The organism is Bradyrhizobium sp. Y36 (assembly GCF_002531575.1).
Taxonomy (GTDB): domain Bacteria; phylum Pseudomonadota; class Alphaproteobacteria; order Rhizobiales; family Xanthobacteraceae; genus Bradyrhizobium.
Map to the genome: position 1 here is coordinate 553,425 of NZ_NWTI01000002.1, position 13,092 is coordinate 566,516.

14 protein-coding genes are annotated in these 13,092 nt (G+C 65.4%); all 14 read right to left on the bottom strand.

Going from position 1 to position 13,092, the window contains the following annotated elements; translation table 11 throughout:
- Positions 1-47: 47 nt before the first annotated feature.
- Complete coding sequence (locus CO669_RS06255) at positions 48-869, bottom strand: DUF2182 domain-containing protein (RefSeq protein ID WP_097658858.1); 822 nt, start codon at positions 867-869, stop codon at positions 48-50.
- Positions 870-919: 50 nt separating this feature from the next.
- Positions 920-1,549, bottom strand: a complete 630-nt coding sequence (locus CO669_RS06260; protein WP_097658859.1) for a DUF1326 domain-containing protein — start codon at positions 1,547-1,549, stop codon at positions 920-922.
- 121 nt (positions 1,550-1,670) lie between these two features.
- On the bottom strand, positions 1,671-1,847 hold the full coding sequence (locus tag CO669_RS35620; RefSeq protein ID WP_158228739.1) for a hypothetical protein: 177 nt from the start codon (positions 1,845-1,847) through the stop codon (positions 1,671-1,673).
- 13 nt (positions 1,848-1,860) lie between these two features.
- Entirely contained in the window at positions 1,861-3,066 is a 1,206-nt protein-coding gene (gene zigA / locus CO669_RS06270; protein ID WP_097658861.1) for a zinc metallochaperone GTPase ZigA, read from the bottom strand.
- 343 nt (positions 3,067-3,409) lie between these two features.
- The gene (locus CO669_RS06275; protein ID WP_097658862.1) at positions 3,410-4,384 is read right to left on the bottom strand and encodes a tripartite tricarboxylate transporter substrate-binding protein; all 975 of its coding nucleotides are present in this window, start codon (positions 4,382-4,384) and stop codon (positions 3,410-3,412) included.
- Between the two features lie 24 nt (positions 4,385-4,408).
- Positions 4,409-5,125 carry a GntR family transcriptional regulator gene (locus CO669_RS06280; protein WP_097658863.1) on the bottom strand — a complete coding sequence of 239 codons (717 nt, stop codon included), beginning with the start codon at positions 5,123-5,125 and terminating at the stop codon, positions 4,409-4,411.
- A gap of 23 nt (positions 5,126-5,148) precedes the next feature.
- Positions 5,149-5,889, bottom strand: a complete 741-nt coding sequence (locus CO669_RS06285) for an SDR family oxidoreductase (protein ID WP_097658864.1) — start codon at positions 5,887-5,889, stop codon at positions 5,149-5,151.
- Between the two features lie 24 nt (positions 5,890-5,913).
- A complete protein-coding gene (locus CO669_RS06290) occupies positions 5,914-6,684 on the bottom strand; it encodes an SDR family oxidoreductase (RefSeq protein WP_097658865.1) in 771 nt (256 codons plus the stop codon).
- A gap of 16 nt (positions 6,685-6,700) precedes the next feature.
- Positions 6,701-7,081: a carboxymuconolactone decarboxylase family protein gene (locus CO669_RS06295; protein WP_097658866.1), complete on the bottom strand. Its 381-nt coding sequence runs from the start codon at positions 7,079-7,081 to the stop codon at positions 6,701-6,703.
- A gap of 53 nt (positions 7,082-7,134) precedes the next feature.
- Entirely contained in the window at positions 7,135-8,373 is a 1,239-nt protein-coding gene (locus tag CO669_RS06300; protein ID WP_097658867.1) for an ABC transporter substrate-binding protein, read from the bottom strand.
- A 33-nt stretch (positions 8,374-8,406) separates the two neighbouring features.
- Positions 8,407-9,642 carry an ABC transporter substrate-binding protein gene (locus tag CO669_RS06305; protein ID WP_097658868.1) on the bottom strand — a complete coding sequence of 412 codons (1,236 nt, stop codon included), beginning with the start codon at positions 9,640-9,642 and terminating at the stop codon, positions 8,407-8,409.
- A gap of 33 nt (positions 9,643-9,675) precedes the next feature.
- Entirely contained in the window at positions 9,676-10,383 is a 708-nt protein-coding gene (locus CO669_RS06310; RefSeq protein WP_097658869.1) for an ABC transporter ATP-binding protein, read from the bottom strand.
- Entirely contained in the window at positions 10,370-12,142 is a 1,773-nt protein-coding gene (locus CO669_RS06315) for a branched-chain amino acid ABC transporter ATP-binding protein/permease (protein ID WP_198963864.1), read from the bottom strand. The genes CO669_RS06310 and CO669_RS06315 overlap by 14 nt, the downstream gene beginning before the upstream one ends.
- Positions 12,143-12,144: 2 nt before the next feature.
- Complete coding sequence (locus CO669_RS06320) at positions 12,145-13,080, bottom strand: branched-chain amino acid ABC transporter permease (protein ID WP_097658871.1); 936 nt, start codon at positions 13,078-13,080, stop codon at positions 12,145-12,147.
- Positions 13,081-13,092 lie beyond the last annotated feature (12 nt).

A 13,092-nucleotide genomic window follows, 5' to 3' on the forward strand; every position in this document is an offset into this window, starting at 1 on the left:
TCATTGAGTTTTCCGGGCTTGAGCCCGGAGATTGCCGCGTTCCTCGCTCATCGCGGCCCCGACGCCAGCAGCCAAGCGCCCGCGGCCACAGATGCAATGCCGGCGGCGCGCGCGATCCAACGTCCGACCGGCGTGAGTTTCTCCAACAGGACAAGCAGCGCCAAAAGCGCAATCCAGAGCACGTTCATCACCCCGCCCACGAACAGCAGCGTCATCAAGATCCAGCAGCAGCCGACACAATAGCCTCCGTGCCGAAGTCCCAGCAGCAGGCAGCCGCGCGGATCGCTGCGAAAGCCGCCGTGACGCATCAGGAACAGAAACGGCGATTGGCATTGGGCGAGACAGACGTCCTTGAGCGGTGTCCATTGATAGAGACCCGCCGCGATCAGCACGATGGCGCCGAACAGGTTGCTCGCGATCGTCATCCGTGAATCCAGCAGGGCTGCCCGCTCGATCGCCCATTGCAGACAGGTGGCTGCCAGCGAGAAGCCGCACCAGGCGAGGAGATAACCGGCGGCAAACCATCCGGTCGCGGCGAACGGCTTGCCCCGCGCTTTGCCCTGTCGGCCCACGCGGGCGTACATCAGAATCATGGGCGCAGCCGAGGGCGCCATCATTCCGACCATCATCACCGCCCACATCAGGAACACGTAAGCGAACTCGATCGCCCGCCACGGCTCGGTGGCCGGCAGCATGATTCCGGTCCCGGCCGGGATCATGCGGAAGTCGGTCATGTCCATGCCGCCCATGTCCATGTCGTTGGCGAGCCAGACCACATAGCTCCATGCCAGCACGACAATGAGGGTGATCGCCCCGCTGACGATCCAGCGATCGCGCCGCAGCACGGTTTCGAATGGGCTGTCCGTCATTTGTGATCGAAATTGCCGGCCCTGAAGCTGGCCGGTGTCGGATGTTTACATCACGGCTGGTTCGACCAGCGGATCGGCGCATAGAGGCCGTTTCTGCCGAAATTATCCCAGCGCATGCCATGATCGCTGAAGGTATTGCCCGGGGCGCCGACGGCCATCACCATGGCATCGGGGCTGACCGGATGGCCGATGTTCGCCCACATCTCCCCGCTCGGATGCATGGTTGGCAAGGGGTCGACGGACATGTGCAGGATGCCAGGGATTTCCGCGGACCGCGTCTTGCCGTCGATCCGGAACGTGATCGGGACCTTGCGTACGCCGAGGTTCTTGCTGATGAGCGGCGAGAACGCGGCCATCGGACCGCCGGCACCGCCGGTGAAGATCGCAGCGAGGGCCTCGGTCTGCTCGTCATCGGCGCGCTGATCGATATAGGCGGCCACCGACCAATCTCCGTCTGCCATGACCCCAGGCGCATGGAGGATGACGAGCACATTCAATCCATCGAGCGCGATATCGCCATAGCGGCCGCTCTCGATATGGAAGATCAGCGGTACGTTGCAGAAGCCCTCGGTCGGTCGGGCGGTCAACGGGGGCGCGGCCGACACCAGGCAGGGACACACGATGCTGCAGCTGCAATTCTCGAAATAGTCACCGGAAAGGTGCCATGGGACATCCGCCATTGCTCTCTCCCGCTTGGCCGAACCCGATAGGAGCTTTCGAATGAGCTGCGTAGGATTGAAAATTACGCCTCGTCAGTCAGCGCCGCAAGCCGATTCCACCCCGATGTCTGCGTGCGTGCTGTCACGAATCCGTATCGGCCACGGGGCGGGCTGGCGTCCTCCGTTCGGGACGATCATCGACTTGCCTGCCGGCCACCGTGACCGGGGGGAAGATGCTGTCGTAGATGGCGCGGGCCTCGCGGATCAGACGCTCGCGTTCGAGCTCGGATTTCGGGACGAAACGAACGACGTTTTCCATCTCGGTTTCCCGCCTAGGCGGCTTCATCTGCGCGCCGCCAGATCGGGAACGGATCCGCAAGCTTTGCCCAATCCGCGACCTGCATGGCGGGCGCCCCCGATACGAGGCATGCATCGAGACGCGAACGGATCGAGCCCTCGTCCATGCCGGTGCCGATGAACACGATCTCCTGACGACGATCGCCATAGACGTCGCTCCAGTTCGTGCGCAGCCGCGCCCGCCACGACGCGTCGTCCGGCCATCGTTCCGCGGGCACGCTCGCCCACCAGAAACCGAGAGCCTGCGTGCGGATGATCGAGCCGGCCTGACTGATCTCGCCGAGCCATTGCGGCCGCGTCGCCAGCCAGAAATGACCCTTGGCGCGGATAACGCCCGGCCAGGGTTGCTTGATGAACTGGTCGAATCTGGTGGGATCGAACGGGCGGCGGGCGTGATAGACGAAGTGCTTCACGCCGTATTCCTCGGTCTCCGGCACATGATCGGTGAAGCCGTAGAGCTCCTTGAACCAGAGCGGATGCGCTTGCGCCTTTTCGAACTCGAAGCGGCCGGTGTCGAGGATGCGGTCGAAGGCCACGTGGCCGTCATTGGCCTCGATGAGGTCGGCGTCCGGATTGAGCGCGCGGATGATCTTTCGTGCCGCCTCGCGCTGCTCCGGCGCGGCGTCATCGACCTTGTTGAGCACGATCACGTCGGCGAACTCGATCTGCTCGACCAGCAGATCGACCAGCGCGCGGTTGTCGTTCTCGAGCGCCTGTCCGCGTTGTTCGAGAAAGTCGGTCGATGAATAGTCCTTGAGCAGGTTCACCGCGTCGACCACGGTGACCATGGTGTCGAGCCGCGCGACGTCGGAGAGGCTGTCGCCGTCTTCGTTGCGGAAATCGAAGGTCGCCGCGACCGGCAGCGGCTCGGAGATACCCGTCGACTCGATCAGCAGATAATCAAAGCGGCCATGTTCGGCGAGGGCGCGCACCTCCTTCAGGAGATCATCACGTAGCGTGCAGCAGATGCAGCCGTTCGTCATCTCGACGAGCTTCTCATCGGTCCGGGACAGGTTCGCACCACCATCGCGGACCAGATCCGCATCGATGTTCACCTCGCTCATGTCGTTGACGATCACCGCCACCTTCAAGCCGTGCCGGTTGTTCAGGACGTGGTTCAACAAAGTGGTCTTTCCAGCCCCGAGGAAGCCGGACAAGACGGTGACGGGGAGTTTCCGCATGGAGATCGAACAGCCTTTTCAATGGGATAGGACGACGGCGCTGGGACTTGGGCATCTGGATCGAATATGTTATGTTATAACATAACATGCGACAGGCGGCCGTCTGTCAAGCTGCTTTGAGGCATCGCCGGGGAATGCAGCCGCCGTTGCGGGCGGCCGCCGACAGGTTTGAAGCGCCGTCTATTGGGTGCTGGGGCATCCGTGCGCCGGCGGTGTCTCCGTCGCCCCGCGGCTCGGCGCCGTGCTCGAGGACGTGAGCGTGCGGGCTCGCTCGTTCACGGCTTCGAGCTTGGCTGCATCGCGCGCGATCGGCCTTGCGCCATCGCGCCGTTCAGGCCGATGGCTACTGCGGCTCGATTCCAGCCGCCTTGATGATCCGCCCCCATTTGACGATCTCGGCTTTCAGGAAGGCCTCCAGCGCCTCCGGCGTGGCGCGCTCGGGCTCGACCGGCGCCATGCTGAGCTCGGCAAAGCGGCTGATCAAGGCAGGGTCCTTCAGCGCCGTCTGCAGCGCGCCGACGAGATGGTCGACCACTTGTTTCGGCGTGCCCTTCGGTGCGTAGAGACCGTACCACGTCGTCACGTCGAACGCGGGAACGCCGGCTTCGGTCGAGGTCGGCACGTCAGGCAGCGTCGCCACGCGCGTCTTGCTGGTGATCGCGTAGCCCTTGATCGTGCTCGACTGGATATAGGGCGTCGGTCCGGTCGCGGGATCGCAATAGACGTCGATGTGGCCCGCGATGACGTCGTTCAGCGCCGGTCCGCCGCCTTTGTAGTAGATCGGCGTGAGCTTGGTGTCGGTGGCGCTCATGAACATCAGGCCGCAGAGCTGCGAGGCCGAGCCGAGACCGACATTGCCGAAGGTGATCTTGTCGCCGGCGCCTCGGATCTGCGTGATCAGCTCGCCGAGATTCTTGGCGGGAAAGTTCGGCCGCGCCACCAGGATCATCGGCACGTCGGTGACGAGCCCGATCGTGGCGAAGTCGCCGACCGGGTCGAACGGAAGCTTGGCATAGAGGGCAGGGGCGGTGGCCTGGCCGACATGCATCAGCAGCAGCGTGTAGCCGTCGGGGGCCGCCTTGGCGACGCGGTTGGTGCCGAGCGTGCCGCCGGCGCCGACGACGTTCTCGATGACGACGGACTGTTTCAGCGTCGCGCTCATGGCGCTGCCGAGGATGCGTGCGATGACGTCGCCGGGACCGCCGGCAGAGAACGGCACGATGACCGTGACCGGGCGGGCCGGATACTCGTCCGCGATCGCCGCGTCACGAGGGCAGAGCAGAAGGAGCAGGAACAGCGATCGTACGAGAAACTTCATCGAACACTCCCTGGCGGCATTGTTCTAGTCGTCGGAAGGCGCCGCCTCCTTGGCTGCCGACGATTTTTCGATCATGTCGAGCGCGGCCACCGCAGCCGCGTTGATGTGGTCGACGCAGCAACGCTCGGCGAGGTCAGGGTCGCCGTTCTGGATCGCGCGCCAGATCGCGGTGACCTCGCGCAGGCTCTTGTTGATCCGCTTCGGCTGCGACATCGAGGTGATCCGCAGCAGCTGGATGCGGTCGTGCAGCGGCTTGAGCATGCGCTCGATGAAGGTATTGCGGCAGCCGCCGATCAAGGCCGCATAGAAATCGGTCTTGGCTTCGAGGCTGCCGACGAGATCCTGCTTGGCCGCGGCCGCCTTCAACCGCGTCAGCGCTTCCCCGATCCGGCGCGCGACCTCGGGATCGTGCAGCCTGGCGCATTCGCGGCCGGCAAAACCTTCGAGCACCGCGCGTGCGGCGTAGAGCTGCCGTGCCTCCTCGAGGCTGATCGTGGACACCACGGGGCCGCGGTGCGGCACCGTGTTGACCAGCCCATCGGCCTCCAGCGCACGCAGCGCTTCGCGGATCGAGGGGCGGCTGACGCCCATCATCTCGCACAGCTCGCGCTCGACCAGGCGCTGGCCCGGCTTCAGCGTTCCGGACATGATCGCCGCACGCAGCTTCTGCGCCACCATCGCCCGGACGGTCGGGACGTCCTCGATGCGGAGGGTCGACTGCAATTCGCGACGTCTTTCCATGTCCTGGTCCTGGTTGGGAAAAATCAGTACCGGTTTACAGGCAGAATCATCATTTCGGCAATTTGTACGTGGGCGGGCTGGTCAAGGGCGAAGACGATCGACCGCGCGATATCGGCCGGATCGAGCGCCATCCTGAACTGGTCGAAATAGTCTTTCTCCTTCTGCTGATCGCCGCGGTAGCGGGTCAGGATGATGTTGGTCCGGGTCAGGCCGGGCTGCAGCTCGGTGACCCGGATCGCGGTGTCCGCCAGCTCGCCCCGCAGGGTCTCGGTGAACATGTGCACGCCCGCCTTGCTGGTGCTGTAGGCCGCCATGTCGGGCACGATCCGCACCGCGTTGATGGAGCTGATGTTGACGACATGGCCGGCATTGCGCTGGACCATGCCGGGCAGGATCGCCCGCGTGACGCGCATCAGGCCGATCAGATTGGTCTGGATGATGTTGGACCAGTCGTCCGCGGCGCCGATGTCGAACCGCGTCCGCCCGCCGATGTCGTGACCGGCATTGTTGATGAGGATGTCGACCGGCTTGAAATGACCGGGAATGGCATCGGGGAGGCGATCGACGGCCTTGGCGTCGCTGACGTCGAGCTGGACCGGAAACACCGCATCGCCCGCTGTGGCCGCCAGCTCTTCAAGCGCCTTGGCGTCGCGGTCGACCAGCACGACGCGGCGGCCGCTGTCCAGCAACGCCCTGGTGATGGCGCGCCCCATGCCGCCGGCAGCACCGGTCAGCACGGCGGTCTGGCCTGATCGTTCAGTCATCGCAACACTCCCATTTCCAAGTGCTCATGCCACCGACCAGCCTCCGTCGATCGGCAGGCTGGCGCCGGTGATGTCGTTTGCGGCCGGACCGCAGAGGAAGACGACCATGGCCGCGACGGCCTCCAGCTTGATGAAGCGCTGCGTCGGCTGGCGCGCGCCGAGATAGTCGGCCGTCTCGTCCTCGACGGGACGGCCGCTGGTCTCCGCCAACGTCGCGATCTTGTTCAGGATCGCGGGCGTCGGCAGCGTGCCGGGGCAGAGCGTGTTGCAGGTGATGCCGCTGCGCGCCGTCTCGATGGCGACGGCGCGGGTCAGGCCCAGAATCGCCGTCTTGGTGGTGACGTAGTCGATGCGGTTCTCGACCGCACGGCTCGAATAGATCGAGCCCAGGTTGACGATCCGGCCCCAGCCGCGCCGCTTCATCGCCGGCAGCGCCAGGCGGATGAGGTGGAACGGCGCCGACACATTGACGGCGAGCGCCTCGTCCCAGCGATCGGGCGGAAACTGCTCGATCGCGGAGAAATGCCTGACGACCGCGTTGTTGACGAGAATGTCGATGGCGCCGCAGCGGTCGAGCAGGTCCGCCATCATGGCCGCGATCGACTCGCGCCGGGACAGATCGGCGCCGGCCGCGACGACCTCGACGCCGAAGCGGGCACTGAGATCATCAGCGGCCTGCTGCGGCGCGACGAGATCGTGAAGGACAATGTTGGCGCCGGCACCGGCGAGGCCTTCCGCGATGCCGAAGCCCAGGCCCGCGGTTGCGCCGGTCACGAGTGCCCATTTGCCCTTCATCACAGCCACGCTCCCGCTACGTCTTGTCGAGCTCGGCGAAGACTTCCTTCGCGTTGCGGAACGCATCGACACCGGCCGGCACGCCGCAATAGATCGCGACCTGCATGAAGACCTCGCGGATTTCCTCGCGTGTCGCGCCATTGGCGAGGGCGCCGCGGACGTGCGTCTTCAGCTCGTGCGGACGGTTGAGCGCGCAGAGCATCGCCAGATTGAGGAAGCTGCGGGTCTTTCGTGTCAGGCCTTCGCGGCCCCAGACGTAGCCCCAGCAATATTCCGTGGTCAGGTCCTGCATCGGGCGGTTGAACTCGTCCGCGGATGCGATCGCCTTGTCAACGAATTCGTTGCCGAGCACGCTCTTGCGGATTTCGAGGCCGCGGTCGTAAGTCGCCTTGTCCATTGTGGTCTCCGTTTCCTGTTCGGGCGCTATCAGCTCCTGGGTCAGCTCCTGGGTCAGCTCTTGGGCCAGAACGGCTTTGCCAGCGCGAGCTCGGGCGGGAACACCGTCACCGGCACGCCGGCCTGCCATTGCACGATGGTCATGCCGGCGCCGACACGGCGGCCCTTCTCGTCGAACTTGATTTCGCCCAGCGGGTAATATTTCGAAGGACCGCCATCCATGGTGCGCAACGCTTCGCCGACGGCGACGCGATCGGCCTTGCCGGCCTTCTCCAGCGCGTCCTTGATCACCCACATGTCGCCATAGGTGGAGATCGCGTTCTGCGTCATCCACGGCTCCTTGTAGCGGGTCTTCAATTCGGCGATCAGTGCCTCATGGCCCTTGGCGCCCCAGCTTGCGACGCAGGTCAACACGCCCTGGAGCAGCTCGGGGCTGACGGTCTGCAGCATGTCCGGCTCGGCGATCGCGATGCCGAACGAGATCGTCGGAATCTTGCCCTGGCCGAGGCCGAACTCGTTCATCTTTTCCAGCAGCAGCTTGGCGTCCGAGATCACGGTCGGCAGGAAGAACAGCAGGTCGGGCTTGGCCGAGCGGATTTTCTGCACCAGCGACGTCGCGTCGGCGAGCGGCGGCGTGAAGGTCTCGTCCACGATCAGCTGCAGCTGGTTCTCGGCCAGCAGGCCCTCCCGCATCGCCTTGGCGGAGGCGATCGAGGCGCCGGTGTTGTCGGTCAGGATCGCGACCGTCTTCGGCCGCTTGCCGGAGGCCGTCTCCGCCAGCTTGATGAGCTGGGGCAACGCCTGCTTCGCCTGCGAGCCCGCGGTGGCCGCGGTCTGGAACACATACTTGAACCCGCGCTCGGTGATCAGGTCGGAATAGGAGAGGGTGAGCATGGGCAGGTTGGCGCGCTCGGTCACCTCGGTCACGGCGAGCGTGAACGAGGACAGATAGGCGCCGCTGGCCGCGACCAGATCGGTCTCCTGCGCCACCATCCGCTGCGCGGCGTTCTTGGCCTTCTCGGTGGTGTCGCCGGAGTCGAGCACCACGAGCTTCAGCTTGGCGCCGCCGAGCGCCTTGACGCCGCCTTGCGCGTTGATGTGGTCGATCGCCATCTCGGCACCTTCGCGCATCACCGTTCCCGGACGGGCATAGAGGCCGGAGATCGGCACCAGCAGGCCGACCTTCACCTCCGATGGCTGCTGCGCCCAGGCCGCGCGGGATGCGATCAGCGTGCCGGATGCGCCGGCCAGCAGGGTTCGCCGCGATATCGTGATCTTGCTTTTTGCAGTCATGACAATCCTCCTCCCTGAAAATCGCGCGATGCTTTAGGATTTCTTCGGCCAGAACGGCTGCGCCTGCGCGAGCTCGGGCGGGTAAACGGTGACAGGCACGCCCGATTGCCATTGCACGATGACGACGCCGGCGCCGACGCGGCGGCCCTTCTCGTCGAACTTGAGCTGGCCGCCCGGATAGTATTTCGACGGGCCGGCATCCATGGTGCGGAAGGCCTGCGCGACCGCGTTGCGGTCGGCCTTGCCGGCCTTCTCCAACGCTTCCTTCATCAGCCACATGTCGCCATAGGTCGAGATGACGTTCTGCGTCATCCAGGGCTCCTTGTATTTGGCCTTGAGCTCGGCGATCAGCGCCTCGTGGCCTTTCGAGCCCCAATTGGCGACGATGGTCATGATGCCTTGCACCGTCTCCGGGCTCACGCTCTGCAGCATGTCGGGCTCGGCGATGGTGATGCTGAAGGACACGGTCGGGATCTTGCCCTGGCCGAGGCCGAACTCGCTGATCTTCTCCAGGCCGAGCTTGGCGTCCGACACCGCATTCGGCATGAACAGCAACAGGTCGGGCTTGGCCGAGCGAACCTTCTGGATCAGCGGCGTCGCATCCGACAGCGGCGGGGTCCAGACTTCCTCGACCACGAGCTGGAGGCCTTCCTGCGCGAACAGCTTGTCCTTCAGCGCCTTGGCCGTCGCGACCGAGGTCGCGGTGTTGTCCATCAGCATCGCCACGGTCTTCGGCCTCTTGCCCGAGGCGTTCTCGGCGAGCTTCATCAGCGTCGGCAGGCCGAGCTCGGACTGTCGGCTCGCGGTCGCGGCGGTCTGGAAGATGTATTTGAAGCCGCGATCGGTCAAAAGGTCCGAATAGGACAGCGTCAGCACCGGCAGTTCGGCGCGCTCGGTCACCTCGGTGACCGCGAGCGTGAAGGAAGAAAGGTAGGCGCCGGTGGCGGCGACGAGATCGGGCTCCTGCGCCACCATGCGCTGCGCGGCGTTCTTGGCCTTCTCGGTGGTGTCGCCGCAGTCGATCACGACGAGCTTCAGCTTGGCGCCGCCGAGCGCCTTGATGCCGCCTTGCGCGTTGATGTGCTCGATGCCCATCTCGGCGCCCATCTTCATCACCTGGCCGGGGCGGGTGTAGATGCCCGACAGCGGCACGATCAGCCCGACCTTCACCTCGGCCGGTGTCTGCGCACGGGCCACGCCGGCAAGGCCGACGGCGGCAGCGCCTGACAGCACGGTGCGACGACTCAGTCCTTTTGAAGTCTCGTTCATCTTGTTTCTCCCTGATCTCTGTTTTTATGTTCGTCACATGCCGAGATAGGCTTTCCGCACGCGATCGTCGGCGCGCAGCGTGGCGTTGTTGCCTTGGAGCACGACATGGCCGGCTTCGAGGACGTAGCCGTGATCGGCCGATTCCAGCGCTTCTGCGACGCGCTGCTCGACCAGCAGCATGGTCAGCCCGGACTGGCGCCGGATCTCGATCAGCCGCTCGAAGATGAAGTCCGCGGTCGAGGGCGCCAGCCCCATCGAGGGCTCGTCCAGCATCAGGAGCTTCGGCGAGGAGGCGAGGCCGCGGCCGATCGCCAGCATCTGCTGTTGGCCGCCGGACATCGTGCCCGCGAATTGATCGCGGCGCTCCTTCAGCACCGGCAGCCATTCGAAGATCCGCTCGATGTTGCTCTGCCAGTCGCGCCGGCCGCTCTCGGTCATCGCGCCCATTTCCAGGTTCTCCATCACGGTCAGCGACGGGAAGACCTGGCGTCCCTCCGGGACGTGGGCGATGCCGAGATGGGCGCGCTGCGGTGGCGGCACCGCGAGCAAATCGACGCCGTCGAAAATGATCGTGCCGCCGCTCGGCTTGACGATGCCGGAGATCGTCTTGAACAGCGTGGTCTTGCCGGCCCCGTTCGGGCCGACGATGGCGACGAACTGGCCGGCGCCGACCTCGATCGAGACGTCGTTCAAAACGGGTTTTGCGGAGTAGCCCGCGCTCAATCCCTCAATTCGCAGCATGGCCCGCCCACTTCTTGCCGAGATAGGCCTCGACGACACGGCTGTCGCGCGTCACCACCTCCGGCAGCCCTTCGGTAATGACGGCGCCGTGGTCGAGCACGAGGAAGCGATCGACGAGGCGCACCATCGCCTGCATGGTGTGCTCGATGATGGCGATGGTCATGCCGTCGCGCGCGAGCTGCTGGATCACGGCGACGACCTCGTCGGCCTCGCCGTGGCCAAGACCCGCGAGCGTCTCGTCGAGCAGCAGGATGCGCGGCTGGCCGGCGATCGCGCGGGCCAGCTCCATCAGCCGCAGCTCCTTGGTCGAGAGCTCACCGGCGACACGATCGGCGACCGCGGAGAGCCCGACGCGGGCAACCGCGTCGGCCGCGAACTTGCGCGCCTGGTCGTCGGTGCGGGCGCGGACATAGGCGCCGACGACGACGTTGTCGAGGATCGACATGCGAAGGAACGGCCGCATCACCTGGAAGGTGCGGCCGACGCCGGCCTCGCAGATCACATGCGGCCGCTGGCCCGACATGTCGCGGCCGTCGATCAGCACCTCGCCCTGGCTCGGCTTCAGGAAGCCGTTGAGCAGGTTGAACAGCGTGGTCTTGCCGGCACCGTTGGGCCCGATGATGCCGAGGATCTCGTTCTTGTGCAGCTTGAAGCTGACGTCCTGCACGGCCTTGAGGCCGCCGAACGAACGCGAGAGGTTCTTCACCTCGAGCATCACGTCGCCCTTGGCGGCGCGCTGCCGCGCCACGGGCTTCAGCGCCGTGATGTTGGCGGCAGCTGCTTCCGGCGTGACGTCGACCGTCGGCTTGGGCGCGCTGCGCTTGCGCAGGAGATCGCGCAGCTTCCAGAATAATCCTTCCGGCGCCATCAGGATGACGCAGACGATGGCAATGCCGAAGATCACGCCCTGAATGCCGGGGATGCGCGCGCCGGCTTCGGCGTGCAGGATCTCGGCAAGGGGGATCAGGATCACCGAGCCGATCACCGGCCCCCACACCGTGCCGACGCCGCCGAACATCGCGACCGTCAACGCCTGTGCCGACACCAGCATGCCGAACACCGATTGCGGCGTCACGACCAGCAGCACCTGCGCGTAGAACCCGCCGATGGCGGCCGCGATCGCTCCGCTCAAGGTGATCGCGCGCAGCTTCCAGGCCAGCGTGTTGATTCCGGCAGCCTCGGCGGCGGCCTCGTTCTGCTTGATCGCGAGCAGCGCCATGCCGAAACGGGATCGCTCGATCACCTGCGTCAGCACGATGGTGGCGAGCATGATGGCGAGCCCCAACAGGGTGTAGAAGCGGGGATCGGCGAACTGCATATAGGCGACCGGCGCGTCGCGCTTGATCGGAAGCGTCACCTCCTGGAAGCCGAGCCACTCGAACACGTAGAGGATGGCGAGCGGGTAGGCGAGCATCGCCAGCGCGAAGTAATGGCCCTGCAAACGGAAGGTCGGAAAGCCGATCAGGAGCCCGGCGACGCCGCCGAGCATGGCCGCGACCGGGATCAGCAGCCAGGGCGAGATGTCGAAATAGATCTGGCCGAGCGCGGTCGCATAGGCGCCGATGCCGAAGAAGGCGGCGTGGCCGAACGAGATCAGCCCGGTGTAGCCGCTGAGCAAATTCCACGACAGCCCGAACACCGCCCACACCGGCACCAGCGTCAGGATGAGCTGGTAGTAGGAGTTGGTGACGCCGAGCGATACGAGCGCGTAGGCGAGCGTGAAGAGCAGGGGAGGCAGCAGGGATCGCATCCGGAGCATGGTCACGTCCTCTCGACCATGCGTCCGAAGAAGCCTTGCGGACGGAAGAAGATGATGAGGAGGAAGACGGCGAAGATCGCCGCGTTCTGCAGCTGCGTCGGCAGGATCAGCGTCGACATCTGCTGCACGAGGCCGATCGTCATGCCGCCCCAGAACGCGCCGATGATGCTGCCCATGCCGCCGAGCACGACGCCGGCATACATCACGATGACGTATTCGAGGCCGACGAAGGGATGGAACGGGTAGTTGGTGGCGAGCAGGCCGCCGGCAATGGCAGTGATGCCGCAGCCGAGCGCGAAGGCGGTGCGGTGCGCGCGGTCGACGTCGATGCCCATATAGGTCGCGGCGGTCGGATTGTCCGCGGCGGCGCGGAGCGACTTGCCGATCCGAGTCCGCGTGATCAAGAGCGAGAGCAGGATCATGAGCGCCAGCGACACGATCATATCGATGCTGCGCGCCTTGTTGAGGAAGATGCTCATGTCGAAGAAGGGGCCGAGCTCCCAGGCCGAGCTCGACAGCGGCGTGCGGATCGAGGCCAGCACCGAGCCGAACACGATGAGGCCGCCGTTCTGCAGGATCAGCGCGATGCCGAGCGTGAGGATGAGCTGGGCGTAATGGCCTTCGCCCTCGAGCGAAGCGGTGCGCGTCCCTGAGACGTGCGAGATCAGCGTCCGATGCACGAAATAGCCGAACAGGGCGAGCACGGGGCCGGCCAGGAGGATGGCGACGAACGGCCCGACCGTGTTGCCGAACACCGTCTGAACGCCGGCGGCCGTGAAGAGATAGAAGGCGGTGTACATGCCGAGCATCATGAAATCGCCATGGGCGAAGTTGATGACGCGCATGACGCCGAAGATCAGGCCGAGCCCGACGCACATCAGGCCGTAAACGGCGCCGATCAGAAGGCCCGCGGCGAGCGCTTGAAAGAATCCCTCCATCAGCCCTGTCTC

Excerpts from the sequence above, each read along its gene's own strand:
- CO669_RS06315 (WP_198963864.1), bottom strand. The coding sequence starts at position 12,142 with ATGCTCCGGATGCGATCCCTGCTGCCTCCCCTGCTCTTCACGCTCGCC.
- CO669_RS06275 (WP_097658862.1), bottom strand. The coding sequence starts at position 4,384 with ATGAAGTTTCTCGTACGATCGCTGTTCCTGCTCCTTCTGCTCTGCCCT.
- CO669_RS06295 (WP_097658866.1), bottom strand. The coding sequence starts at position 7,081 with ATGGACAAGGCGACTTACGACCGCGGCCTCGAAATCCGCAAGAGCGTG.
- CO669_RS06280 (WP_097658863.1), bottom strand. The coding sequence starts at position 5,125 with ATGGAAAGACGTCGCGAATTGCAGTCGACCCTCCGCATCGAGGACGTC.
- CO669_RS06305 (WP_097658868.1), bottom strand. The coding sequence starts at position 9,642 with ATGAACGAGACTTCAAAAGGACTGAGTCGTCGCACCGTGCTGTCAGGC.
- CO669_RS06300 (WP_097658867.1), bottom strand. The coding sequence starts at position 8,373 with ATGACTGCAAAAAGCAAGATCACGATATCGCGGCGAACCCTGCTGGCC.
- CO669_RS06290 (WP_097658865.1), bottom strand. The coding sequence starts at position 6,684 with ATGAAGGGCAAATGGGCACTCGTGACCGGCGCAACCGCGGGCCTGGGC.
- CO669_RS06260 (WP_097658859.1), bottom strand. The coding sequence starts at position 1,549 with ATGGCGGATGTCCCATGGCACCTTTCCGGTGACTATTTCGAGAATTGC.
- CO669_RS06285 (WP_097658864.1), bottom strand. The coding sequence starts at position 5,889 with ATGACTGAACGATCAGGCCAGACCGCCGTGCTGACCGGTGCTGCCGGC.
- CO669_RS35620 (WP_158228739.1), bottom strand. The coding sequence starts at position 1,847 with ATGGAAAACGTCGTTCGTTTCGTCCCGAAATCCGAGCTCGAACGCGAG.
- zigA (WP_097658861.1), bottom strand. The coding sequence starts at position 3,066 with ATGCGGAAACTCCCCGTCACCGTCTTGTCCGGCTTCCTCGGGGCTGGA.
- CO669_RS06310 (WP_097658869.1), bottom strand. The coding sequence starts at position 10,383 with ATGCTGCGAATTGAGGGATTGAGCGCGGGCTACTCCGCAAAACCCGTT.
- CO669_RS06320 (WP_097658871.1), bottom strand. The coding sequence starts at position 13,080 with ATGGAGGGATTCTTTCAAGCGCTCGCCGCGGGCCTTCTGATCGGCGCC.
- CO669_RS06255 (WP_097658858.1), bottom strand. The coding sequence starts at position 869 with ATGACGGACAGCCCATTCGAAACCGTGCTGCGGCGCGATCGCTGGATC.